This window comes from Synechococcus sp. UW140, from assembly GCF_900474295.1.
In the GTDB taxonomy this organism is placed as follows: Bacteria; Cyanobacteriota; Cyanobacteriia; order PCC-6307; family Cyanobiaceae; genus Synechococcus_C.
Genome location: NZ_UCOB01000023.1, coordinates 22,364 through 44,672 on the forward strand (window position 1 = coordinate 22,364; position 22,309 = coordinate 44,672).

The 22,309-nt window shown below is 61.2% G+C and carries 25 protein-coding genes; 11 read left to right on the forward strand and 14 right to left on the reverse strand.

Annotated features, from left to right (window positions below; genetic code table 11):
• Window positions 1-27: 27 nt before the first annotated feature.
• The 10 genes from DXY10_RS14590 to sppA form a co-directional block, all read right to left on the reverse strand.
• Complete coding sequence (locus DXY10_RS14590) at window positions 28-189, reverse strand: hypothetical protein (RefSeq protein WP_170953791.1); 162 nt, start codon at window positions 187-189, stop codon at window positions 28-30.
• Between the two features lie 81 nt (window positions 190-270).
• A complete protein-coding gene (locus DXY10_RS08415) occupies window positions 271-1,785 on the reverse strand; it encodes an AAA family ATPase (protein WP_115018468.1) in 1,515 nt (504 codons plus the stop codon).
• A complete protein-coding gene (locus DXY10_RS08420) occupies window positions 1,778-2,311 on the reverse strand; it encodes a DUF177 domain-containing protein (RefSeq protein ID WP_115018470.1) in 534 nt (177 codons plus the stop codon). The genes DXY10_RS08415 and DXY10_RS08420 overlap by 8 nt, the downstream gene beginning before the upstream one ends.
• Window positions 2,308-3,456, reverse strand: a complete 1,149-nt coding sequence (gene yidC / locus DXY10_RS08425) for a membrane protein insertase YidC (RefSeq protein WP_115018472.1) — start codon at window positions 3,454-3,456, stop codon at window positions 2,308-2,310. Before yidC ends, DXY10_RS08420 begins: the two co-directional genes overlap by 4 nt.
• 68 nt (window positions 3,457-3,524) lie before the next feature.
• Window positions 3,525-3,935, reverse strand: coding sequence for a PH domain-containing protein (locus tag DXY10_RS08430; RefSeq protein WP_115018473.1), 411 nt, complete (start codon window positions 3,933-3,935; stop codon window positions 3,525-3,527).
• Complete coding sequence (gene rnpA, locus DXY10_RS08435; RefSeq protein WP_115018475.1) at window positions 3,932-4,330, reverse strand: ribonuclease P protein component; 399 nt, start codon at window positions 4,328-4,330, stop codon at window positions 3,932-3,934. The genes DXY10_RS08430 and rnpA overlap by 4 nt, the downstream gene beginning before the upstream one ends.
• Before the next feature lie 31 nt (window positions 4,331-4,361).
• Window positions 4,362-4,499 carry a 50S ribosomal protein L34 gene (gene rpmH, locus DXY10_RS08440; RefSeq protein ID WP_115018477.1) on the reverse strand — a complete coding sequence of 46 codons (138 nt, stop codon included), beginning with the start codon at window positions 4,497-4,499 and terminating at the stop codon, window positions 4,362-4,364.
• 60 nt (window positions 4,500-4,559) lie between these two features.
• Entirely contained in the window at window positions 4,560-5,192 is a 633-nt protein-coding gene (locus DXY10_RS08445; RefSeq protein WP_115018479.1) for a DUF2808 domain-containing protein, read from the reverse strand.
• 98 nt (window positions 5,193-5,290) lie between these two features.
• Window positions 5,291-5,686, reverse strand: a complete 396-nt coding sequence (gene aroH, locus DXY10_RS08450; protein WP_115018481.1) for a chorismate mutase — start codon at window positions 5,684-5,686, stop codon at window positions 5,291-5,293.
• The gene (sppA, locus tag DXY10_RS08455) at window positions 5,683-6,492 is read right to left on the reverse strand and encodes a signal peptide peptidase SppA (protein ID WP_115018483.1); all 810 of its coding nucleotides are present in this window, start codon (window positions 6,490-6,492) and stop codon (window positions 5,683-5,685) included. Before sppA ends, aroH begins: the two co-directional genes overlap by 4 nt.
• A 53-nt stretch (window positions 6,493-6,545) precedes the next feature.
• Here sppA and DXY10_RS08460 point away from each other — a divergent pair, with 53 nt between their 5' ends.
• The 3 genes from DXY10_RS08460 to DXY10_RS08470 are packed head-to-tail and all read left to right on the forward strand — an operon-like array spanning window position 6,546 to window position 10,473.
• Window positions 6,546-7,508, forward strand: a complete 963-nt coding sequence (locus tag DXY10_RS08460; protein WP_115018484.1) for a DMT family transporter — start codon at window positions 6,546-6,548, stop codon at window positions 7,506-7,508.
• Window positions 7,509-7,534: 26 nt separating this feature from the next.
• A complete protein-coding gene (locus DXY10_RS08465; RefSeq protein WP_244282139.1) occupies window positions 7,535-8,623 on the forward strand; it encodes a glycosyltransferase in 1,089 nt (362 codons plus the stop codon).
• A complete protein-coding gene (locus DXY10_RS08470; protein WP_115018487.1) occupies window positions 8,623-10,473 on the forward strand; it encodes a glycosyltransferase family 39 protein in 1,851 nt (616 codons plus the stop codon). Before DXY10_RS08465 ends, DXY10_RS08470 begins: the two co-directional genes overlap by 1 nt.
• Here DXY10_RS08470 and DXY10_RS08475 read toward each other — a convergent pair.
• Entirely contained in the window at window positions 10,467-11,006 is a 540-nt protein-coding gene (locus DXY10_RS08475) for a DUF721 domain-containing protein (protein WP_115018489.1), read from the reverse strand. The genes DXY10_RS08470 and DXY10_RS08475 overlap by 7 nt on opposite strands.
• Window positions 11,007-11,111: 105 nt before the next feature.
• On the opposite strand from DXY10_RS08475, the gene DXY10_RS08480 reads away from it, so the two are divergent.
• From DXY10_RS08480 to DXY10_RS08500, 5 genes are all read left to right on the forward strand, one after another.
• Window positions 11,112-11,882, forward strand: a complete 771-nt coding sequence (locus DXY10_RS08480) for a PspA/IM30 family protein (RefSeq protein ID WP_115018491.1) — start codon at window positions 11,112-11,114, stop codon at window positions 11,880-11,882.
• A gap of 70 nt (window positions 11,883-11,952) precedes the next feature.
• Window positions 11,953-12,279, forward strand: coding sequence for a thioredoxin (gene trxA, locus DXY10_RS08485; RefSeq protein WP_115018493.1), 327 nt, complete (start codon window positions 11,953-11,955; stop codon window positions 12,277-12,279).
• Window positions 12,266-13,459 (forward strand): aminotransferase class I/II-fold pyridoxal phosphate-dependent enzyme, encoded by a 1,194-nt coding sequence (locus DXY10_RS08490; protein WP_115018495.1) that lies wholly within the window; start codon window positions 12,266-12,268, stop codon window positions 13,457-13,459. Before trxA ends, DXY10_RS08490 begins: the two co-directional genes overlap by 14 nt.
• Window positions 13,441-14,220, forward strand: a complete 780-nt coding sequence (locus tag DXY10_RS08495) for a biotin--[acetyl-CoA-carboxylase] ligase (RefSeq protein ID WP_371411141.1) — start codon at window positions 13,441-13,443, stop codon at window positions 14,218-14,220. Before DXY10_RS08490 ends, DXY10_RS08495 begins: the two co-directional genes overlap by 19 nt.
• Window positions 14,221-14,252: 32 nt before the next feature.
• Window positions 14,253-15,248 (forward strand): M23 family metallopeptidase, encoded by a 996-nt coding sequence (locus tag DXY10_RS08500; RefSeq protein WP_115018499.1) that lies wholly within the window; start codon window positions 14,253-14,255, stop codon window positions 15,246-15,248.
• On the opposite strand, the gene DXY10_RS08505 is transcribed toward DXY10_RS08500, so the two are convergent.
• The 3 genes from DXY10_RS08505 to DXY10_RS08515 all read right to left on the reverse strand — a co-directional run bounded on the left by DXY10_RS08505 (window position 15,214) and on the right by DXY10_RS08515 (window position 18,290).
• Window positions 15,214-15,948: a response regulator transcription factor gene (locus tag DXY10_RS08505; RefSeq protein WP_115018501.1), complete on the reverse strand. Its 735-nt coding sequence runs from the start codon at window positions 15,946-15,948 to the stop codon at window positions 15,214-15,216. The two genes, DXY10_RS08500 and DXY10_RS08505, sit on opposite strands and share 35 nt — an antisense overlap.
• Before the next feature lie 61 nt (window positions 15,949-16,009).
• On the reverse strand, window positions 16,010-16,726 hold the full coding sequence (locus DXY10_RS08510) for an ABC transporter ATP-binding protein (RefSeq protein WP_115018503.1): 717 nt from the start codon (window positions 16,724-16,726) through the stop codon (window positions 16,010-16,012).
• On the reverse strand, window positions 16,719-18,290 hold the full coding sequence (locus DXY10_RS08515; RefSeq protein WP_115018505.1) for an NAD(P)H-quinone oxidoreductase subunit N: 1,572 nt from the start codon (window positions 18,288-18,290) through the stop codon (window positions 16,719-16,721). Before DXY10_RS08515 ends, DXY10_RS08510 begins: the two co-directional genes overlap by 8 nt.
• A gap of 137 nt (window positions 18,291-18,427) precedes the next feature.
• Here DXY10_RS08515 and topA point away from each other — a divergent pair, with 137 nt between their 5' ends.
• Genes topA through DXY10_RS08530 form a run of 3 tightly spaced genes read left to right on the forward strand, consistent with a single transcriptional unit; the run spans window position 18,428 to window position 22,283 of the window.
• Entirely contained in the window at window positions 18,428-21,118 is a 2,691-nt protein-coding gene (topA, locus tag DXY10_RS08520; protein ID WP_115018507.1) for a type I DNA topoisomerase, read from the forward strand.
• Window positions 21,118-21,597, forward strand: a complete 480-nt coding sequence (locus tag DXY10_RS08525) for a hypothetical protein (RefSeq protein ID WP_115018509.1) — start codon at window positions 21,118-21,120, stop codon at window positions 21,595-21,597. The genes topA and DXY10_RS08525 overlap by 1 nt, the downstream gene beginning before the upstream one ends.
• A gap of 20 nt (window positions 21,598-21,617) precedes the next feature.
• Window positions 21,618-22,283, forward strand: a complete 666-nt coding sequence (locus DXY10_RS08530) for a DUF2232 domain-containing protein (protein ID WP_115018510.1) — start codon at window positions 21,618-21,620, stop codon at window positions 22,281-22,283.
• The last annotated feature ends 26 nt before the right edge of the window (window positions 22,284-22,309 follow it).

Sequence of the window (22,309 nt, forward strand, 5' to 3'; positions counted from 1 at the left end):
CGGCGCCGGCAGCCTAGGCGCTGGTGCTTAGAGCACCTGGCCAATCATCACGGCTGCGACGGCAGAGAACAGCGTGATTCCGAGGGCGGTGAGTGGGTTCTGGCCCTGAGCGACTGCGACGGTGGTAATCACACCGGCACCGAGACATGCGACAGCCAATTGGGTGGTGAGATCGCTGAATCGGTTCACGCCCGCTTCCTTTGTACTGAAGCGACGCTAAGGAGGGGGAATCGGCTTGCCCCGGCTGGGACCGGGGCTCTTTACGCCGCGTCAGAGTTCTTCATTTGGCGTAATACGCGTGGAGGGCGAGTGGCTGCTGCTGGCGGCTCTGGCCCTGCCGCTGCTCGCCCAGCGCTTGAGAGCCTCCAGCTGTTCTCGGGCCGTGCGGGAGAGGGGAACCAACTGTGTGGCTGCCTTGATTAGATCGCTTTCGTTCAGTTCTCGGCGTTCGGCGAAGGCCAGGTGCATCGCTTCGATCACCGTTTGTTCCAATTCAGCCCCTGAATAGCCCTCGGTTCGCCCGACGACGGTTCCGAGCGGAAGGGAAATGCCTGGTCGCCGCCTTGTCACGTGCAGCGACAAGATGCTCTCCCGTTCCGCTGGGGCAGGCAGGTCGAGCAGGAAAATCTCATCGAACCGCCCCTTGCGCAGTAGTTCTGCCGGTAGGCGATCGACGGCATTGGCCGTCGCCACCACAAACACTGCGGAGCGTTTTTCTGCCATCCAGGTGAGCACGGTGGCCAGCACCCGCTGACTGGTGCCGCCGTCGCTGCGGGCATCCCCTCCAAAGCCTTTGTCGATCTCATCAATCCAAAGCACGCACGGGGCCATCGCTTCGGCTCGTTGGATCGTTTCCCGGGTACGCGCCTCACTGGCTCCCACCAGGCCTGCGAACAGACGCCCCACGTCCAGGCGAAGCAGTGGCATCGACCAGCTATGGGCGACAGCCCTGGCGGTCAGCGATTTACCAGTGCCCTGGGGGCCCACCAACAGCACGCCACGGGGTAGGGGTAGGCCGAAGCTGCGTGCTTCATCGGAGAACGCCTGATGGCGTTGGTTGAGCCAATGTTTAAGCGCATCGAGCCCTCCGATGTCGGCGGGGTCCGCGTTGGTATGGCAATACTCGAGCACTTCACTGCGGGCGAGGGCACGCCGTTTCTCCTCGAGCACATCGGCCAGGTCATGGCGGCTGAGGGCGCCGCGTTGGGCCAGGGCTCTTGCCGCGACGTGGCGCACCCTCGCCTCGCTGAGGCCGCTGCAGGCGTGGGTGAGTTCCTCAAGAACCTCCCCATCCAGCGGGGTGCCACTCGCCTGGGCAATCGATTGGAGCAGTGGGCGGATCTCTTGCTCACGCGGTAGTGGAAGGTCCAGCAGGGTGATGGATTCCTCCAGTTCTTCTGGTGGAGACCAAGCACCGGAGCAGAGCACCAGGGTGTGGGGTTGTTCGCGGAGACGGGTGGTGAGGTTGCGCAGCATGCGCGCGACCCCAGGGTCCTCACAGAAGCGATGGAAGTCTTTGAGCAGGAGCAGCGTCGGGTTGCTGCTTTCCAACTCCTGCAACCACTGGAGGATGGCCATCGGCTGACGAGCCCCCAGCCCATCATTGTTGAGCACTCCTCCGAGACCATCGATGAAGTTCCAGGTGGCGAGTCGACGATTGCCAAGGCGGGTCACGGCCTTGTTGAGCAGGGTCTCGACGCGCTCTTCTTCGGGGCTTCGGATCCAGATCAGTGGGGTGCCAGCACGGATCAGCAGGTCGAGCTGATCACTCCAAAGCTCAAGCATTGCCGTTGGTCTCCCGAAGCTGTTGCAAGGACTTCCAGCGAGGATCAACTGGGTCTGAGGCTGTGGCCGTTGCAGTGGACTTCGCCGGTTTTGGAGGGCCTGGACAAGCGTCGCCGCAGCGGTTGACGACAGAAAGCTGAAGGCTGAGCTGTTCAAACACCCAGCGTTCGGGTTCGAAGCTGCCACGGGGGTCGAGACTCTCAATCAGGCCGTCTGGGCTCTTGCAATCCAGTCCTGCTCCGCTGAGGGCTTCGACCGACTGCCCATCTCCGAGCCAGATCAGTTCTTCCGTTTGGACATTGAGTTGTTGGTTGAACTGGCCTAGGCAGCGATCGCAGCACAGGCTAATGATCGTGCTCAGAGACCCGCTGACCTCAAGCATGTTGCCTCGATGCTCGGCCTGCACCTCGCCACGCACTGGGGTGAGAGTGGGGAGATCGTCGAGCTGACCCTCCACAGCCCAGACTCTGGCTATCGCCAGGGTCTGGAGGTCTCGAAGCGGAACGGGCTCAAGCCCTGGAATCATTTGCTTCCACCACGAGGTTCGAAGGGAAGCCTTGATCCCCCTTGGCCACCCGCACCGGCCGTTGCGCCAGCTGTTTTCTTCTGCTTCATCTGGTCATCAAGGATCGTCTGAAGGTTGTCAGGAAGAGCCTCTCGGGTGAGCAGGAAGGTCTGACCTGCTTGGAAAATATTGGCGATCACCATGTAGAGCAGCACCCCCGCTGGCAGCGGGAAGAACAGGAACATGCCGGTGATCATCACAGGGGTGATTTTGTTCGCAGTGCTCTGTTGTGGATTGGCAGGCATCCCCATGCCAGACAGCAGCTGGGAGGCAAACAGGCTCAAACCAAAGCCACCGACAAGAATGGCGATATCCCAGTTGACGGCTCCATCGGTGTAGAAGCCAACCTGGCCAAGAGCCCTAATAAACAGGAAGCCGCTGCGAGCGGCGATGCCTGGGATCTTGCCCTCCACAGTGGCATCACCAGGTGTGATGGCTTTGATCGTGCCGTCAGCGGCGACAGACACCACCCCATCCCCTTTGGTGACGGACCAATCAGGTTGGAATTTCTGGCCCTCATTCACTCCGCTCAAGACCTGGCTGAAGCTTTCGCCCGTCTTGGTCTGAAGCTGAATCTTGGCGCTGTCGCCCGCTCCGAGCTTGTTCCCGCCAGGAAGGCTCCCGATCACGGGTACATGGTCGGTTTCGGTAATGAAGATCGAGTGGCTTGCTGTGTTGAACGGTTTGGGTTCAACCGCGGCAATTTGATCTGCGGGCAGCACCTTCAGATTGAAGGTGTACGGCACATCCGCAAACGGTGACCCCCGCAGGGTGGCGAACAGTGCGAACAGGATCGGCATCTGCACGAGCAGGGGGAGGCATCCGGCCAGGGGACTGCCGAACTCCTTCATCAGCTTCTGGAGCTCTTCCTGCTGTTTCTGGGGATTGTTGGCGAAGCGGGATTTGATATCCGCCTGCCGTTTCTGCATCACTGGCTGGGCGATGCGCATGCGTCGAGCACTGCGGATGGAGCCTGCACTGAGGGGAAACAGCGCCAGGCGGATCACAACAGTGAGCGCCACGATCGCCAGGCCGTAGCTGGGCACCAATCCGTAGAAGAAATCAAGGATTGGAATCAGCAGGTTGTCGGAGATGTATCCGATCACGATGAAGGTCCTGAAGAGGGGTCAGAGAAGCCCTGCCAGTGTGCAACAGGCAGGAGGAGGGTGGGGGATCAGGCCGCGAAGCCTTTGAACTCACTCTCGTCTTTGCCGGCTGAACGCTGGTCGATCCGCTCGAGGATGTAGGCCTCAGTGGCGCGGAAGTTGGGCACCGAGCGCATTTCCAGGCGGGAACCGTCAGAGAGCACCAGAACCATGTCGCCCCATGCTCCGAAGCCGCGGGGAACACAACGCAATTCACTGATCTGGCTGTAGACCACTTGACTGCGGTCTTTTCCCCTCCAGCCACCGCTGACGGAAACACGACGGCTGGTGATCTGGAAGCGCAACCACAGTGCGCGGACAATGGCTCCGACTGCGAAGGGAATGCCGATCAGGGTTAGCCCTAAAAGCAGGTTGAAGACCAGATCGCCCTTGGCAGGCCCACCTTCATAGAAGGTGTCTTCCTGAATGGTGGTTGTCATGGAAGCAGTCCCGCGTCTGTGAGCAATCTGTCGCATTCTTCCAGCAACGGAGCCCCCGATTCGACCGCTCCGGGCTTGATGCTGAGGAGAAGCCAGTGGCGTCCTAGCTCTGGTTTGGTCTCCAGCCGCTTGCGTAGGTGGCTGTGAAGTTGGCGGCGTAGACGGTTTCGCACAACGGAGCGTTTACTCACCTTGCTGCTGATCACAACGCCGCATCGGCATCGACGGGACTGAGGGGAGGCGTTCTCGGCAGAGGCCATGAAGGGCCTCAGCAGGGTCGGCTTGGCATCGACAATCCGCAAAAGCATGTGGGTGCTGTTGAGACGTCGACCGTCGCGATGCAAGCGATCAAAACAGCGATGGCCCCGCAGACGCATCGGTGTCGGCAGGACCATCGGTAAATGCTGAACGAGGTGAGACTTTGAATCAGACAGCCAGACGAGAGCGCCCGCGTTTGCGGCGGGTGCGGATCACACGACGACCAGTGTGGGTGCGCATGCGCACGCGGAAGCCCGAAACGCGCTTGCGTTTGCGGCTGGTGCCGCCGAGAGTTCGTTTCGTCATGATGGAATTCCGGCGCCCGGCCTGTCGTCAATTCGATAATTTATCAGTTGGGATGACCGCTCAGAAGCCGTTGGCTCCGCTGTCGATGTCGATGCTCCAGCTTCCGAGGTAACCAGACACCGGCACATCGCCAGGCGCTTGTGCCAGGGCATTGAATTGGAACATGCCGCTGCTGCTTGGGTTGAAGATTTGCATAACGACGGCATAGGTGCCTCCGGTAGGGATCGGCACGTCAGGGAAGACCTCAATGGCCGTTTGCTTCTCGTTCACTTCAAACACCGCCGGCAGAGTCTCCTCGCATTGGCTCCTGCCAAGCATTCCCCCCAGCTTCATCTTGCAGAGCTTGAGCCTTGAGGGTTTGATCTTGGCGTCGAAATAATCCGGCACCGTGATGGTGAGTTTCAGGATTGCATTTTTGCGGTCCTTGGGCCGGAGCATCAGGTAATACCTGGCCCTCTCGAGTTGGCGGGTGGAGCTTTGCCAGTAATAGAGCTTCTTGTAGTCCTTGTTGTCTTCCCAGCGAAACTCAAGCAGTGCAGGTGTGGCCTGGGCCTGCACTTCACTAGGCGGCAGGGTTGGGATCAGGGATGCTGCTCCCAGTAATCCGGTGAGAGTGACCCGTCCGACCATGCCGGCGGCGAGGCCGAAGCGACGCAGTCTCTGGGCACTGGAGTTAGGGCTGGGATTAGACATCTCGTGAAGACAATGGCATCGGCCATCGGCATGACTTGTGTCCTGATTGTCTTGGAGAGTGAGGAAGATCGGAAGAGGCTGGGCCGGCGTTCGATCTGTCAGTTGTAACCAGATCTGTCTGGCCGCAGCCGAGAGGCTTCGCCAAGGTAGGCATGGCAAGGGCTTTGCTCGGCTGGCAGCCATACGTGGGCCAGGAGCCGGATGCAGCGCTTGAGGTCGCCCTGAACAGCCATCTGTTGACAATCGAGCAGTGCCACCCCATCCCATCCCTGCTGGCGTCTGGCAATCGCTGCTGGAAAGCAGGCATCGAGATCGGTGGTGACCGAAAACGTCACCGACACAATTCGGTCCGCTTCCAGGGCGTTCCGCTCGACGAGGCAGGTGACCAACTCATGCACAGCCACTTCGATGGCCTCGACACTGTTCTCACAGCAGGTTGTGGCACCCCGCAATCCCCGTAGGGCCAGTCCGTTGGCGATGGAAGGACGGGTCATGGGCGATAGAGCCAGAGGGCCTGGCCGCAATGGGACAGCTCTGTCTCAAGCATGTCGCTCAGCCTGTTGACCAGGCTGCTCCCTGGGAGTCGGGACAGCAGCTGTTTTTTGGGTTTGCCAAGGGTGACAGGTTTGCAGTCCTCATCAAGATCGGCCAATTCCACGGCCAGAGCACGAGCGCGTTCCTCATCGCCCAGTTCATCCACGAGACCAAGCTCTTTGGCCTGGGCTCCACTGAAGACTCTGCCATCAGCGAATTGACGGACTGCTTCGGTACTAAGCCCCCGGCCTGTCGCAACCGCCTCCACGAACTGGTCATAGCTGCTGTCGATTAATGCCTGCAGCAACTCCCTTTCCTCCGCCGTCAACGCTCGGTCAGGGGAGAGGATGTCCTTGTAAGTACCACTCTTGACCGTTTCAAACCGGACTCCGATCCGCTCGAGCAGTTTGGAGAGGTTGTTGCCGCGCAAGATCACGCCAATGGATCCGGTGATCGTGCCCGGGTTTGAAACGATTTTTTCGGCTGCGACGCCGACATACACCCCGCCCGAAGCCGAGATGTTGCCAAAACTTGCCACCACGTGGCAGCCCTTGTCGCGCAGTCGCAATAAGGCCGCATGGATCTCCTGACTGTCACCGACGGTGCCGCCGGGACTGTCGATGCGCAGTAGCAGAGCCGGGAATTCCCGTTGCTGCACCTCCCGTAGTGCCTTGAGAACCCGTTTGCGGGTGGTTGACGCAATCGCCCCTTCGATGGTGATGCGTGCCATCCGTCGCCGGGATTTGCGGCGCCAGGGCCAGACCATATTCGTCAGTCGTTATGGATCAGATCTTAAAAAGGAGCCTGTGATCTGCCGCCATGGTGTCGATTCGCCTCGGGCTGCTGATGGTGTTGCCCTTCGCGCTCTGGGGAACAGCCATGGCGGCGATGGCTCCATTGCTCGAGTCTGGGGGCCCAGAATTGGTGGCGGCTTTACGCCTTGTGCCGGCTGGGATCGCTCTGCTTCTGGCCCTGCCAGCCCTGGGTGCGTCATGGAGGATTGCACCTCAGGACCGGATCTGGTTCGTTGTGTTCACGCTGATTGATGCCACCTTGTTCCAGTTTTGTCTGGCGCGAGGGTTGCGGGAAACAGGCGCCGGCCTTGGATCTGTTCTGATTGATTCCCAGCCACTCATGGTGGCGCTTCTGGCCCGTAGCCTCTTCGCCGAAGCGATCAATCCTGTGGGTTGGTTCGGTTTGATGCTGGGCCTGGCGGGGATTGTCTGCCTCGGGGTTCCAACCGATCTGCTTCGTCACTGGTGGCTACTGGGGGACGCCGTTCCCTTCTCTGGTCTTTGGGAGGGCGGTACGGCCTGGATGTTGGCCGCTGCAGTGGCCATGGCCTTGGGTACGGTTATCAGTCGCTATGCCTGCAGCGCTAGTCATCCCGTCAGTGTGACCGGGTGGCACATGGTGCTGGGAGGACTGCCCTTGTTGGTTTGGCATCTTGCGGATCCGGCCTATCCCCTCGTCCCTGACTGGGGCTCAGGCCAGTGGTTCTTGATGGCCTACGCCAGCCTGCTGGGTAGTGCTGTGGCCTACGGGTTGTTCTTCTGGTTTGCCACCCATCGTGAACTCACCGCTTTCTCCAGCCTCGGATTCCTCACCCCGCTGTTTGCGCTTGCCTCCGGGGGTGTGTGGCTGGCTGAAAGGCTGGAGCCGCTGCAATGGGTCGGTGTTGTTTTGGTCTTGCTCTCTGTGGTGCTCGTGAGCATGCGCCGGCGCTGGTGGGAGCAAGGGCCCTCAGAGGTGTTTGGAGCAGCCGGAGGGTCTGGAGGATGACCAGCAAGGAGAGATCGGGCCGCCCGATGGATCTTGTTTTAGTGAGTACACCGATCGGGTACCTCGGCAGTGGTCGAGGTGGTGGCGTGGAGCTCACGTTGGCGTCTTTGGTGCGTGGCCTTCTGGAGCGTGGGCACCGCTTGACGTTGGTGGCAGGGCAGGGTTCCGTCCCCCCCGCGGTCGATCCGGATCTTCGTCTTGAGTCCGTGGTTGGCGTAGATCAGCCGAGCTGGCAGCACCTTGAGCGCCAAGCAGCTGTGGTGATTCCCCCTGATGGTCTGCTGCCGCGACTGTGGCAAAGGGCCTTAGCCCTGGGGCATGAGGCGGATGCAGTGCTGAATTTCGGCTACGACTGGCTGCCGCTCTGGCTGACGCCCCAGGTGCCTCAGGCTCTCTTTCACTTGGTGAGCATGGGATCAGTGTCCACAGTGATGGACGAGCAGATTGCTGCTCTCGCCTGCTGGGATCAGCGTCGTCTCGCCTTTCATACCCAGGCCCAGGCATCAGATTTTGCGTTGCCCGCCTCCCCCAGAGTGGTCGGCAATGGTTTCGATCTCAGCGCTTATCAATTCCAATCCGGTGCCGATGGCCCACTCGGTTGGGCTGGCCGGGTTGCTCCCGAAAAAGGTCTTGAGGATGCTGCTGCCGTAGCCGCAGCGTTGGGTGAGCCGCTGTGGGTCTGGGGGATGCGTGAAGACGAGGCCTACGCCAAGCGTGTTGAGGCCGGGGTCCCACCAGGCACCATGCATTGGCGGGGCTTCCTTCCTACCGATGCCTTGCAGAAAGAGCTTGGGTGCTGCAGGGCGTTGATCAATACGCCGAAATGGAATGAGGCCTACGGCAATGTGGTGGTGGAGGCCTTGGCCTGCGGTGTGCCTGTGGTGGCCTACAACCGCGGTGGACCTGGTGAACTCGTTCAGCATGGTCTGACCGGCCTACTGGTTCCGCCCGATGACGTGGATGCGCTTCGGCAGGCAACCGTGCGTGCCGCCAGCCTGGAGCGTCTTGCCTGCCGACGCTGGGTCGAGAGCCATGCCAGTCAGGACGTGTTCGCTGAGCGTGTGGAGGCCTGGATCAGGGCCGGTCTAGAGACCGAGGATGGCAGCATCTCCTGATGACCAGCTCCCCTGAGGCCGTGGCCACCGTCGCTTCCCCCCATCTGACGCCGCGTCAGCGACGTCGCGGGCTGCTGTTGGTGCTTGTTGTTGGTCTGTTGATCTGCTTCTGGCAGCTCGGAGGCAATGGCTTGGTGGATGAAACTCCACCGTTATTTGCGGCTGCTGGACGGGCGATGGCTCGCACCGGTGATTGGCTCACTCCCCGGGTCAATGGACTGCCTCGCTATGACAAGCCTCCCCTCGTGTATTGGCTGATGGGATTGGGGTACTCCCTCCCAGGCCAGTCTGAGTGGGATCCCTTAGGGACCTGGGCCGGTCGTTTGCCGTCCGCTCTCGGCACGCTGGGCACGTTGCTGATGCTGGCTGACACGTTGCTGCGCTTTCCGCAGGGCAACGATTTCACCCCCCGTCGCACAGCCCTTGCGGCTGCCCTGGCCTTCGTTCTTTCACCTCTGGTGTTGCTTTGGAGCCGCACCGCCGTCAGTGATGGGTTGCTATCGGGCACTCTTGCAATCAGCCTTCTCTGTCAATGGCGCTGCCATGCCTCGGGGGGGCGTCGGTGGTGGTTGGCCTGGATTGTGCTCGGCCTGGCCGTGCTGACGAAGGGCCCTGTGGCCGTTGTGCTCAGCGGCATCTCCCTGGTGTTGTTTGGGCTGGCTCGCCGCAATCTCGGAGCACTTTGGTGTGAGCTCCGTCCATTGCCGGGTCTCGCAATTACCGCCCTGATCAGCCTCCCTTGGTATGCCCTGGAGTTGCTTGTCGAGGGCCAGCCGTTCTGGGACAGCTTTTTTGGCTACCACAATTTTCAGCGGTTCACCTCTGTGGTGAACAGTCATCTGCAGCCCTGGTGGTTTTTTGTTCCGGTGCTGTTGATCGCCGCATTGCCGTTCACTCCCCTCTTGCTGCTGGGCCTCACGCAGGTGGTGCAGGGGCTGGTGCGTCGACGCCCACCTTCGACATCTGATCAGAGCCTCCAGACGTTCGCGGCCTGCTGGTTGCTGGCGGTGTTCCTGTTGTTCACCACTGCGGCCACCAAACTGCCGAGTTATTGGCTGCCGGCCACTCCTGCTGCAGGCTTGTTGATCGCCCTGGCCCTGCTCCCGGATCCCAGTCGATCGCGTCGCGCCCAAAGCTGGTGCTGGCTGGGATCGGTGCTCCTGGCCTTGGTGTTGGCGGCGGGGCTTTGGGGTGCAGGTCTCTGGGTGCCCCTTATCGATGATCCGGAGATGCCTACCCTCCCCGCCGAGCTGCTTGCCAGCGGCTTCGTGCTACGGGCTGCAGTGTGCGTCAGTGTCGCTGTGGTGCTTGGTGCCTGGCTGTGGTGGCGCCCCCAGCCTGGAAGGCTGTTGGCCATGCAGGGGCCCCTGGTGGTGTTTCAGCTTGTGGCTTTGGTCCCAATGATGCTGTTGGGAGACAGGGTGCGACAGGTCCCCGTTCGCCAAGTGGCCGAAGCGATTGTGCGCGAACGTCAATCCGTCGGTGTGGAACCACTGGCGATGGTTGGAGCCATGAAGCCATCGCTGCACTTTTATACCGATCAGGTGGTGATTTATGAGGGGATTTCTGAGGCGGCATTGGTCAATGTGGTCGATCGATTCCGCACCGAGATGTCCCGTCGCGGTTTTCGCGGCTCCAGTGTGGAAGAGCAGCCCACAGCCCTTGTGGTGATTGATGGTCGGACGAGTGAGTCGGACCATTGGCAGGCACTGCAACCTCAGAAGCTGGCGAGCCATGGCATCTATCGGCTCTGGCGAGTGGATCGCCGCCGTCTGGAGGCCCGAGCCAGGCAGCTGCGTCAGCAAGGTGTGACCCCTGACTGGCGGAAGCCCAGACCTGAGCGCTACTGAGAGTCCGTCGGGTTGATGGCCGCCAGTTCGCTTCGTCTGCAGAAGCCGCAATGGCCCCAGAGGGCCATCTCACCTGCCGGTGAGGGGCGCCCGCAGCGTGGACAGGTCTCCATGCCGTGGACATCAATGCGGCTGGGATGACGTGCCCAGACTGCTGCTTCGCTTTCCAGGTCTGGTTTTGGCTGGCTGTGGTGCTGTTGAATGCGGAGATCTTTAATGGCATGGCCTGCAGCCCGCAGGGAGGCCAGCAGCTGGGGTCGGCTATAGAGCAGGGCTTGGCGCCATTGCGGGTGGCTGGCTCCCACGGTGAGCACGTCGCCCTGAAGATGGAGCGGCCGGCAATGGGGCGCCAGTTGTGCGCCAGCCAATTTGGGCCAGTCTTGCCAGATGGCCGCCAGTGAGCCGTCACGTCGCCACTGGCTTCGCAATCTTTCCAGGCAGGCGCTGAGGGACTGGGCCGGGGCGGGAGGCGGTGGTTGCAGCAGTTCCCCTTTGCCGAAAGGGCGACGCTGGGATTTTGGGGCCCGTGCCATCGCCGTTACCGTCCTGGTCCGTGCTGTGGTTTGTGGATCGTAGGTGGGATGACGTGGTTGTCTCGCTAGCCTCCAGCTGCTGCCCTTCTGTGCTGACCTCCACCCATGGGTTTCTTCGATCGGCTGAGCCGCCTGGTCCGTTCCAATGCCAATGCTGCGGTGAGCAGCATGGAGGACCCGGTCAAGATCCTCGACCAGTCCGTCGTTGACATGCAGGCGGATCTGGTCAAGTTGCGCCAGGCCGTGGCAATGGCTATCGCCAGCCAGAAGCGACTCCGCAATCAGGCTGAACAGTCCGAGGCCCAGGCCCGCACCTGGTACGAGCGTGCTGAATTGGCTTTGAAGAAAGGTGAGGACGACCTGGCACGGGAAGCACTCACCCGTCGCAAGACGTTCCAGGAGACAGCGACCTCTCTGTCGTCTCAGGTGCAGGGCCAGGACGCTCAGGTGGAGACCCTCAAGAAGAGTCTGGTCGCACTGGAGGGAAAGATCGCCGAGGCACGAACCAAGAAAGACATGCTCAAGGCCCGTGCCCAGGCGGCGCAGGCCCAGCAGCAGCTACAGAACGCCGTCGGCACTCTGGGCACCAACTCCGCCATGGCGGCTTTCGAGCGCATGGAAGACAAGGTGGAGGCGATGGAGGCCAGCAGCCAGGCGGCGGCAGAACTGGCTGGTGCTGACCTCGAAAGTCAGTTCATGGCCCTGGAAGGCGGTAGCGATGTGGACGACGAATTGGCGAGCCTTCGCCAGCAGCTTGCCGGCGGTCCTGAGGCCGTGGCTTTGCCCGCCGGAGAGGCGCCAGCGGTCAAGCCAGTGCAAGTGTCTGAGGTGGATGCCGACCTTGAGGAACTGAAGAAATCGATCGATAAACTCTGAACCTCAGCTTTGATCCCTGTCCACCACCCCCCCTTGATTCATAGGATCGGGGGGCGTTCTACAAGCTGCAGTGGGCCAAGCCGTGTCTGACTACACCGATGCAACGTTCGCTTCAGAGGTGTTGCAGGCAACATCCACCGTGTTGGTGGATTTTTGGGCTCCCTGGTGCGGCCCATGCCGCCTGATGGCTCCACTGATGGACTGGGCTGCTGAGACCTATGCCGACAGGTTGCTAGTCGGCAAAATGGAGGTGGATAGCAATCCCGTCACCCGAGACGCTTATCAGGTGCAGGGCATTCCCAGCCTGATCCTTTTCCGTGATGGCAAGGAAGTCGCCCGTCAGGAGGGGGCGATTGCAAAGCCCCAACTGCAGGCCTTCCTGGATGCTCACCTCTAAACGACTGAAACGCCTTGGAAGCGGCGTTTTCGATCGCAACGATCAGCGCAAGCAGCGTTATCGAACCAGTGGAGCCGAAGGTCATCAACCTCTCGTGGATCTCTCACTGGGGTCCACTGATTTGGATCCGCCAGCGGTGGCCATCAACTCCATGGCTTCGGCCCTTGAACGCCCTGGCAGTGCCACGTATTGCCTGCATGCGGGCACGCGTCCCCTGAGGGAAGCGGTGGTCGATTGGTGTGCCCACCGTTTTGATGTGACGGTGGATCCCGACCGGGAAGTGCTTCTCTTGGTTGGCTCCCAGGAGGGAACAGCCCACCTCCCTTTGGCTGTTCTCAATCCTGGTGATGCCGGACTGATCCTTGATCCCTGTTACCCCTCCCATCGCGGTGGCCTGTTGCTCGCCGATGCGCTGATCCGCTCTCTCCCTCTGCGCGTTGAACAGCAGTGGCGCCCCTGTTTCGACAGTCTTAACGCCAGCAGCTGGGACCAGCTGCGGCTGATGGTGATGGGCTTTCCCCACAATCCCACCGCTCAAGTGGGTGAGCAGGCCTGGTTAGACGAGGGGATGGACCGCGCCAAACGTCATGATTTGGTCTTCGCCCATGACAATCCCTACGTGGATCTGGCTCTGGACGGTGAGGCTCCGGCTCTGCTGCGCACGCATGGATGGCGTGAGCGGGGTATTGAGTTTTTCTCCCTTTCGAAGGGTTGGTGCATGGGAGGTTTCCGGCTGGCCTTCGCCGTTGGTGCTGAGCCGCTGATCACGGCATTGCGCCAGCTCAAGGGTGTGGTCGATTTCAATCAGTCGCTCGCCTTGCAGCACGGCGCGATCGCAGCCCTATCGCAAGCCCCTGACTGGCCTCGGCAGATTCTGCCTGTGTACCGCGAACGCCGGGATCGAACGCTGGCTGCCCTCAGTCGCCTTGGCTGGCAGGCCCCTTGCCCGTCGATGGCTCTCTACTTATGGCTGCCGCTACCCGGTTGGGCCTCTGCCTCCGATTGGGATGACGAGCAGTTGGCCGCGGCCTTGCTGGAGCACACCGGCCTGGCACTCACGCCTGGATCGGGGTTTGGCGATGCCGGTTTGAATTGGCTGAGGCTTGCGTTGGTTAGGCCGGTGGAAGAGTTGGAAGCCGCGGTTGCTCGCTTGGAACCTTGGTGGCGCCAGCAGTGCTGAGGCCAACTGGGGGCGCTGCCCTGGCTCGGCTGCGCAGACAAAGCGGGGCTCCGCCTTGGCAGTTGCGTTGTTTGCCGGTGTGTGCGAGCACAGAGCAGGTTTTAAGCGACTGGTTGCGCTTGCATCCTTGGGATGGACTGCTCCCCCGTGCCGTCATTGCCCGTCGTCAAACCTTGGGCCAGGGTCAGTGGGGTCGTCGCTGGCAGTCGCCTCCGGGAGGTGTCTGGCTCAGCGCCGCATTGCCCTGGTCAGCGCCTTCCTCAGCGCCAGGGATCTTGGGGCTTGCGGTGGCGGTGGCGCTGGCGGAGCGCTTGGAGGCCTCCGGTGTGGCTGTGCTGATCAAATGGCCGAATGATCTCTTGGTGCAGGGCCGCAAACTCGCAGGTGTCTTGCCACGCATGGTCGTCCGCGGCAACAAGGTCCGTTTGGCTCGAGTCGGTGTGGGCCTCAATCTCGTCAATGCGGTGCCCCCAGGAGGCATCGCATTGACGGAGGTTCTTGCTATTCAAAGAGGTCAGCAGCTCCACTGGACGGCGGAGGTGCTGGCGGCTCTTGACCATGCCATCTCCCTAGTGGCAGACCCTGAGCGGGTCTGCCATGCGACCGAGATGCGGTTGTGGACACGTCAGGTGCAGGACCCCCGCAGCGGTGAACAGTGGAGCGTTGAGGGGGTCGCGGAAGATGGTGCTCTGCGGTTGCGTCAGGGGACCCGGACGAACACCTGGACGCGTTGGGAAGACGCCTCTTTTGCTGGTCTCTAAAGTCATTCGCATTACACAATCGGAGTCCGGCTGTGCGTTGGCTCGCTGCTGCCTGGCTGCTGACTGTTCCGTCTGGGGTGCCCCTTCAGCCTCCTGGTCCAGTGCGGCCTCCTGCCAATCTGCCTGCGCCGCAGTCCCCTCTGCGCTTCGATCATTCGCTCGAAAATCTCGAGCGCAATCAGGTGATTACACCTGCTGAAAGGCGTGCGCTTGAGGGTGATGCACCCGGGCTGCCGATTGATGTTCCTCGTCTTCAGCAAGCCTGTCGCAGTGGGGCCCTGTCCCGTCAGGAGTGTGCTTCAGGTGTCGCAATCCGGGGCGGGGCCGGCCGCCGCCTGGCAGAGCGGATTGCTTGGCGCGAGCGGGGTGGAGCTGGCTTGCCCACCACGTTGCGGCGGGGCAGGGATGGCCGTCTCCTGCCTCCGATCACGGTGCCGGTGTCTGCCCTGCTCGGGGGCAGCGGTTTTCGACTCGAATCGGTGTTTGCTGTCACCCCAAGACCCTTGCCGCTTGTGGGGAACGGTGATCGGAGCTTGCTCTTCCCGATCATCGGGTCCGCGATCACCACCAGCGAGTTCGGCTTCCGCCTGCATCCAGTATTCGGTGAGTGGCTGATGCATGCCGGCCGGGATCTCGCAGCCCCTGAGGGCACGCCTGTGGTAGCAGCCCTGTCTGGCAGGGTCGCCAGTAGCGGCCTGGCTGGTGGCTATGGCATCGCTGTGGAGCTGGAGCATGCCAATCCGAAACGGCGTACCCTCTACGGCCATCTGTCTGAGCTCTATGTCAAGAGCGGGGACCGAGTGCGACAGGGTGAGGTGATCGGCCGGGTGGGAAGCACGGGCATCAGCACCGGGCCGCATTTGCATTTCGAGTTGCGCAAGCCCCATGGCTCTGGATGGGTGGCCACCGATCCTGGCGATATGGACCTCAATCCCCTCACCGGTGAGGGTGGGGATGCCGTAGCGATGCTTGTCGGCCAGCTGCTGGACAGCCTCAGGTCTCCTGGCTCGAGGCGTCACGAAGGATGAATCCCACACCTCGCACGGTGTGGATCAGGACGGGTAATTCAGGTGCTTCGATCTTTTGGCGTAGATAGCGGATGTAGACGTCGAGCAAATTGTCGTCGCCATAGAAGTTGTCGCCCCAGACGCCGCGCATGATCTCTGCACGTTCCAGAACCTTGCCGTCGGCCCGCATCAGGAACAGCAGCAGATCGTATTCCTTGACGGACAATTGAATCGGCCGGTCGCCACGGGTCACATCGCGCGTGCTGGTGTCGATCCGTAGATCACTCATCGTGAGGACCACCGTTTCTCTCCCCTGGCTGCCTCCAGAGAACGTCTGGGCTCGCCGTTGCATCGCCCGCAGGCGAGCCATCAGTTCCTCGATCGAGAAGGGTTTGATCAGGTAGTCATCCACCCCGGCATCCAGAGCCATCACGCGGTCGGCGATGTCGTCGTGGCCCGTCAGCATCAGGATCGGGATGGTCACGCCACTTCTTCGGATGCGCTGACAGATATCTACACCGGAGAAGTCGGGCAGGTTCCAGTCGAGAACGATCAAATCAGGGGACGGTTCGGACCGTGCCTTCACCAGGCCGGACGAACCATCACAGGCGATGTCGACGTCATAGCCCTCAACATCCAGTTCCAGCTGAAGCAGTTCGGTGAGCTTGGCTTCGTCGTCCACCACGAGGACGCGCAGGCGTGGTGTTGACGGGTCTGGCATGCAGGCTGCGGGCGCCTCTTCCTAGGTTAATCAGGCTGAGAAGCCCTGACCCAATTCTCAGTCATGGCTTATTCCTAGAGATGTGGTCCACACGGCCATCACGGAAGAGGGCCACGGTTTCGGCGCGGGCAGCAACCTCATCTTCATGCGTGACAAGCACAAGGGTGATGCCCTGGCTGTGCAGGTCATCGAAGAGATCAAGCACGTCCTCGGTGGTGCGGGAGTCGAGAGCTCCAGTGGGTTCATCCGCAAGGAGCAAGGCCGGTTGATTAATGATCGACCTGGCGATGGCAACCCTCTGCTGCTGGCCTCCAGAAAGCTGGTTGGGACGGTTCTCCAGTCGTTCCGCTAGCCCCACACGCTCCAGGGCGTCGGCGGCTCGACGGCGCCGTTCTGCTGCTGGCACACCGGCATACACCATTGGCAGCATGACGTTCTCCATGGCGGTGGCGTGCGGCAGCAAATGGAACTGCTGAAACACGAACCCCAGTTGCTGATTGCGCAGATCGGCCAGATGATCATCGTCGAGCTGTTCCACGGCCACGCCGTTGAGCAAATATTCACCTCTGCTGGGGCGATCGAGACAGCCAAGAATGTTCATCGCGGTGCTCTTGCCAGAGCCGCTAGCGCCCATCACAGCCAGGTAATCGCCTTGTTGAACGGTGAGATCAAGGCCATCAAGGGCCCTCACTTCAGTCGCACCCTGGCCGTAGATCTTCTTCACGCCCGTCAGTCGGGCGACTGCATGGCCGGAGCTAGAGGTGGAGGCGTCAGCCAAGGGCTTTCTGACTAGCGATGGCGATTGCCTGCTGCAGAAGCGGTGTGCCGTCAACGGCACTATTGGCCCAGCGGAAGATCGGGTCGGAAAGAATGCCTCCAACCGCTGTCACAATCACGCAGGTCACGAGGGCAAAGCGGAGTGGGGGTAGGCCGATGGTGTTCCAGGTCACCTCGGGATAAGCCTTGACCACCTCTGAGGCCTCTTGGGGCTCTTTGACCACCATCATCTTGATCACCCCGATGTAGTAGTAAATCGAGATCACGGAGGTGATCAGGCCAACCACCACCAGGAGATACTGGTGATCGGCCCAACCGGCGAAGAAGAGATAAATCTTGCCGAAGAAGCCAAGCATCGGTGGGATGCCTCCGAGTGAGAGCAGGCAGAGGCTGAGTCCAAGGGTGATCAGGGGATCCTTTTGGTAAAGACCGGCGTAGTCGGAGATTCGATCACTACCGGTGCGGATTGAGAACAGGATGATGCAGGCAAAGGCGCCCAGATTCATAAACAGGTAGGCAGCCATGTAAAGGACCATGGCGGCGAAGCCTTCTTCGGTGCCACACACCAGGCCGATCATCACGAAGCCCGCTTGGCCGATCGAGCTGTAGGCCAGCATGCGCTTCATCGATGTCTGGGCCAGAGCCACCACATTGCCAAGGGTCATGCTCAGCAGGGCCAAGACTGTGAACAGCAGCTTCCACTGGGTATCGAAGGAGCCGAAACAGCCCACAAGGATTCGCAGAGCAAGGGCAAAACCTGCTGCCTTAGACCCCACCGATAGGAACGCCACGACCGGAGTTGGTGAGCCTTCGTACACATCAGGCGTCCACTGGTGGAAGGGCACAGCAGCAATTTTGAAAGCCACTGTTGCCAGCACGAACACCAGTGCAAGGGCTGCCAAAGGCGATGGACTATCGATCAGGGCAAGACCGATGGTTTCAAGGCTGGTGGAGCCACTCAGGCCATACAGCAGGGACGCGCCGTAAAGAAAGACGGCTGCAGCGGCTGAACCGACCAGCAAATATTTCAACGCTGCTTCCGAGCTGCGGGCGTCCCGCTTCATGTAGCCCGAGAGCAAATAACTGGCGACTGAAAGGGTTTCCAGCGAGACAAACACGCTCACTAGATCGGTGGCGCCGCACAGCAGCATGCCTCCCAAGGTTGCTGCGAGGAGGATGGCGGCGTATTCACCGACGGGTGTGCCGCTTTTTTCTGCGTATCTCCAGCTGATCAGCAACGACAGCAAGGTCGACATCGCCACAACCGCCCTGAAGGCGATGGCCAGTCGGTCGGAGAGAAAGGCGCCGAGGAACGAGGGCTCCAGGGGTGCATTCCACTGCAGGGCCAGCAGCACTAGGGCAGCCCCGAGGCCCAGATAGCAAATGGGAGGGACCCAACGGATGGCGACACGTTCACCCGCTAGATCCACCAAAAGGGTGGCCAGCATGGCCAGCAGCACTGCCCCCTCCGGGGCAATGGCTCCGGCATTCAGCGCCAGATTCAGCAATTCGCCCGGCGCGGGCATGGCCTGGGTGGAGAGAAGCAGTGCACCCAACTCGGGCATGGCGCTCGCGGGATCAGACCTGTTCGGATGACTGTAGCCGCGCTGCCGGATCGACCTGCTTGAGGCCATGAAAACCTGTCCATTCGCTGCACTGGGATCGACGGTGCGATAAAGAAGGGGACGGTTACCTCCCGCCTGTGGCGAACACCCTGGTCATCGTCGAGAGCCCCACCAAGGCTCGAACCATCCGTGGTTTCCTTCCCAAGGGCTTCCGGGTTGAGGCCTCGATGGGGCATGTGCGCGACCTCCCCAACAACGCCAGCGAGATCCCAGCGGCCCAGAAAGGGCAGAAATGGGCCAACCTCGGTGTGAACACTGAATCAGACTTCGAACCTCTGTATGTGGTTCCGAAGGACAAGAAGAAGGTGGTGCGCGAGTTGAAGGACGCTCTGAAGGGTGCTGATCAGCTCCTCCTGGCGACGGATGAAGACCGGGAAGGAGAAAGCATCAGCTGGCACCTGCTCGAGCTTCTTTCCCCCAAGGTGCCTGTGAAGCGCATGGTCTTCCACGAGATCACCAAGGAGGCCATCTCCCGAGCTCTCGATGACACACGAGAGCTCGATATGGAGCTTGTGCATGCTCAGGAGACTCGCCGGATACTCGATCGTCTGGTCGGCTACACCCTTTCTCCCCTTCTTTGGAAGAAAGTGGCTTGGGGGCTCTCCGCTGGCAGGGTGCAGTCGGTGGCTGTTCGGCTTCTCGTGCAGCGTGAACGGGCTAGGAGAGCGTTCCGCAGTGGCAGTTATTGGGACCTCAAAGCAAGGCTCAGCCATTCCGGCAGCAGTTTCGATGCCAAGCTCAGCCATCTTGGTGGCCAGAAGATTGCCACCGGTAACGATTTCGATGAGAGCACAGGCGCCCTGAAAAAGGGCAGTGCCGTTCGTTTGCTCAGTGAAGACGATGCCCGTCTCCTGGCCGACCAAGTGCGCAGTGCTGATTGGTGTGTCGAGGCGGTGGAGGAGAAGCCGACGGTGCGGCGCCCTGTTCCGCCCTTCACCACCAGCACCCTGCAGCAGGAGGCGAACCGAAAACTGCGGCTTTCCGCAAGGGAGACCATGCGCTGCGCGCAGGGGCTCTATGAACGCGGGTTCATCACCTATATGCGCACCGACTCAGTGCACCTATCCGAACAGGCGATTACGGCTGCTCGCAGCTGTGTTGAATCCCGATACGGCACTGAGTACCTCAGCAAGGCAGCACGACAGTTCAGTACTAAGGCTCGAAATGCCCAGGAGGCTCACGAAGCGATCCGCCCGGCCGGCGAAAGCTTTCGCTCCCCATCCGAAACGGGGCTTGAGGGGCGGGATCTTTCGCTCTACGAACTGATCTGGAAGCGCACCGTTGCCAGTCAGATGGCTGAAGCGCGGCTCACGATGATGGCTGTTGAGCTTGCGGTTGGCGAAGCCCGCTTCCGGGCGAACGGCAAACGGATTGATTTCCCAGGCTTCTTCCGCGCTTATGTCGAGGGCAGCGATGACCCGGATGCGGCTCTTGAGGGGCAGGAAGTGCTGCTGCCTGCTCTGAAAAGTGGTGATGCCCCAAGTCCTCAGGAGGTGGAGGCACTCGGTCACCAGACCCAGCCGCCGGCTCGTTTCAGCGAGGCATCCCTCGTCAAGATGCTGGAGAAGGAAGGGATCGGGCGTCCTTCCACCTACGCCAGCATCATCGGCACGATCGTTGACCGCGGTTACGCCAGCCTGCAGAGCAATGCCCTCACCCCCAGCTTCACGGCTTTTGCTGTGACGGCTCTTCTTGAGGAGCATTTCCCCGATTTGGTGGACCCTGGCTTCACGGCCCGGATGGAAAACACTCTCGATGAGATCTCCCACGGCAAGGTGCAGTGGTTGCCTTATCTCGATGGGTTCTACAAGGGCGAAAAGGGCCTTGAGCACCTCGTCCAGCAACGGGAAGGAGACATCGATGCCGGCACCTCACGCACGGTGGATCTCGAGGGTCTCCCCTGTGTGGTGCGCATCGGACGTTTTGGTGCCTACCTCGAGGCCAAGCGTGTTGGGGAGGATGGCGAGGAGGAGTTGCTCAAAGCAACGCTGCCGCGGGAAATCACCCCTGCTGATCTCGATGCCGAGAAGGCTGAGCTCATCCTCAAGCAGAAGGCTGATGGACCTGAAGCGCTGGGTGAGGATCCTGAAACCGGAGATTTGGTTTACCTGCTGTTTGGTCAGTACGGCCCGTACGTGCAGCGCGGTCAGGTGAGCGATGAGAATCCCAAACCCAAGAGGGCTTCGCTTCCCAAGGGTGTGAAGCCCGAGGACCTCTCCTTGGACGATGCCCTTGGGTTGCTGCGCCTACCCCGCCTGCTTGGCGAGCATGCCGATGGTGGCAAGGTGCAAGCCGGCCTGGGTCGTTTCGGACCCTATGTGGTGTGGGACAAGGGCAAGGGCGAGAAGGATTACCGCTCGCTCAAGGGCGACGACGATGTGCTGAGCGTGGGGCTGAGTCGGGCTCTCGAGCTGCTGGCCATGCCGAAGCGTGGTCGTGGAGGTCGCACCGCTCTCAAAGACCTCGGCAAGCCCAAGGGCAGTGATGAAACCATCCAGGTGTACGACGGTCCCTACGGCCTTTATGTGAAACAGGGCAAAGTGAATGCCTCCTTGCCGGAGGGTAAGGGGGCTGACGACATCACCTTGGAGGATGCCGTTGAACTGCTGGAGGCCAAGGCCGCGGCCAAAAAGACCTCCCGACGCAAAACGACCACAGCCAAAAAGGCGGCTGCAAAGAAACCGGCGGCTAAGAAGCCACCGGCGACCACCAAAACGGGTCGGCTCCGGGCCAGTGCCGTGCGCGTGATCAAGCCTGGAGATGCCTGATGGGCCAGGCCCGTTCTGGCCTCTTGTTGGTGGCGATCATGCTCTTGCAGGCCTGCGGGAGCACCCCTGTTGGCCAAAAGCTCGCAGACAGTTTCGATGCACCGTCCACACCAGCTGCCGGCACCGCGTCGCTGCCTTCAACCTCTGCATCTAGCGGCGAGCCATCACCGCAGAAGCCCCGTCCCCAGCCGTTGAAGCCAACGCCAGCGGACGGGGCTTCTGCGGATAGCAAGAATGACAAGCCAGCCACTGTGGTGCCGTCCCGAGCGGTGGTGAGCCCGGCGCCCCCCAAGCCAGCGACTCCTCAGCCTTACAGGATCACGATTCGGCTGTCGGCGGCGGATCCTTCAGCTCCGGCTGAAGTGGTGACCAGGTCCCTGCGGGAGGCCGGCATTGAGTTTGAAGTGGAGAGGATCGAGCGCATTCAGCCCCCTGCCAGCCTTCAGGTGACCCCGGACAGTCGAGGAGCGAAACCTTGAGCCGGCCTGTCGGCCATGGCATGAGCCGTCGCCAGGCCTTGCGGGTGATGGAGACCTCCTATCTGGCCGCTACCGCAGGCCTGATTTGGCTGGCGCTCTATTACTTGCCTGTTGGTGGGGCGCTGTTCCGGCTGGCGCTGCCCCTGCCGCTGGCGCTTCTGCTGCTGCGACGAGGCTGGAAGGCTGGCCTGGAGGGCGTGGTCTTGGTGGTGCTGCTGCTAGTGGCTCTGATGGGTCCAGTGCGCGGGCCTTTGATCCTCTTCCCCTACGGATTGCTCTCGCTTTGGCTGGGTTGGTGCTGGCTTCGGGGCCTGAGCTGGTGGCTGAGTTGGGGCCTGGGAACCCTGCTCGGTGCAGCCGGCTTTTTGGTGCGGGTCGTGGTGTTATCGCTGCTGGTGGGAGAGAACCTCTGGGTGGTGATCACCCGGGCTGGTGACAACATGCTCAATGGCCTGATCAGCACCCTCAACAATGTTCTGGTGCTGCTGCATCTACCTTTGCGCGTCACCCTTTCCCCCGATCTCGAGCAGGTGCAGTTGATGGCGCTGGGATTGGTGATGCTCCAGCAGTTGATCTATGTGCTTGCCCTGCACGCTCTGTCCTATTGGATCTTTCCGCGTTTGAAGGCTCCTGTTCCACCGCCTCCCAAGGCGCTAGAGGGCCTGGTGGCCCTTGATCCTCTCTGAAGCAGATCTCCTTCTTCTGCGATGCC

Bases quoted from the DNA above. Each gene is read 5' to 3' on its own strand.
- DXY10_RS08415 (WP_115018468.1), bottom strand. From the start codon at position 1,785: ATGCTTGAGCTTTGGAGTGATCAGCTCGACCTGCTGATCCGTGCTGGC.
- DXY10_RS08420 (WP_115018470.1), bottom strand. From the start codon at position 2,311: ATGATTCCAGGGCTTGAGCCCGTTCCGCTTCGAGACCTCCAGACCCTG.
- DXY10_RS08430 (WP_115018473.1), bottom strand. From the start codon at position 3,935: ATGACAACCACCATTCAGGAAGACACCTTCTATGAAGGTGGGCCTGCC.
- rnpA (WP_115018475.1), bottom strand. From the start codon at position 4,330: ATGGTCCTGCCGACACCGATGCGTCTGCGGGGCCATCGCTGTTTTGAT.
- rpmH (WP_115018477.1), bottom strand. From the start codon at position 4,499: ATGACGAAACGAACTCTCGGCGGCACCAGCCGCAAACGCAAGCGCGTT.
- DXY10_RS08445 (WP_115018479.1), bottom strand. From the start codon at position 5,192: ATGTCTAATCCCAGCCCTAACTCCAGTGCCCAGAGACTGCGTCGCTTC.
- aroH (WP_115018481.1), bottom strand. From the start codon at position 5,686: ATGACCCGTCCTTCCATCGCCAACGGACTGGCCCTACGGGGATTGCGG.
- sppA (WP_115018483.1), bottom strand. From the start codon at position 6,492: ATGGTCTGGCCCTGGCGCCGCAAATCCCGGCGACGGATGGCACGCATC.
- DXY10_RS08460 (WP_115018484.1), top strand. From the start codon at position 6,546: ATGGTGTCGATTCGCCTCGGGCTGCTGATGGTGTTGCCCTTCGCGCTC.
- DXY10_RS08465 (WP_244282139.1), top strand. From the start codon at position 7,535: ATGGATCTTGTTTTAGTGAGTACACCGATCGGGTACCTCGGCAGTGGT.
- DXY10_RS08470 (WP_115018487.1), top strand. From the start codon at position 8,623: ATGACCAGCTCCCCTGAGGCCGTGGCCACCGTCGCTTCCCCCCATCTG.
- DXY10_RS08475 (WP_115018489.1), bottom strand. From the start codon at position 11,006: ATGGCACGGGCCCCAAAATCCCAGCGTCGCCCTTTCGGCAAAGGGGAA.
- DXY10_RS08480 (WP_115018491.1), top strand. From the start codon at position 11,112: ATGGGTTTCTTCGATCGGCTGAGCCGCCTGGTCCGTTCCAATGCCAAT.
- DXY10_RS08490 (WP_115018495.1), top strand. From the start codon at position 12,266: ATGCTCACCTCTAAACGACTGAAACGCCTTGGAAGCGGCGTTTTCGAT.
- DXY10_RS08505 (WP_115018501.1), bottom strand. From the start codon at position 15,948: ATGCCAGACCCGTCAACACCACGCCTGCGCGTCCTCGTGGTGGACGAC.
- DXY10_RS08515 (WP_115018505.1), bottom strand. From the start codon at position 18,290: ATGCCCGAGTTGGGTGCACTGCTTCTCTCCACCCAGGCCATGCCCGCG.
- DXY10_RS08525 (WP_115018509.1), top strand. From the start codon at position 21,118: ATGGGCCAGGCCCGTTCTGGCCTCTTGTTGGTGGCGATCATGCTCTTG.
- DXY10_RS08530 (WP_115018510.1), top strand. From the start codon at position 21,618: ATGAGCCGTCGCCAGGCCTTGCGGGTGATGGAGACCTCCTATCTGGCC.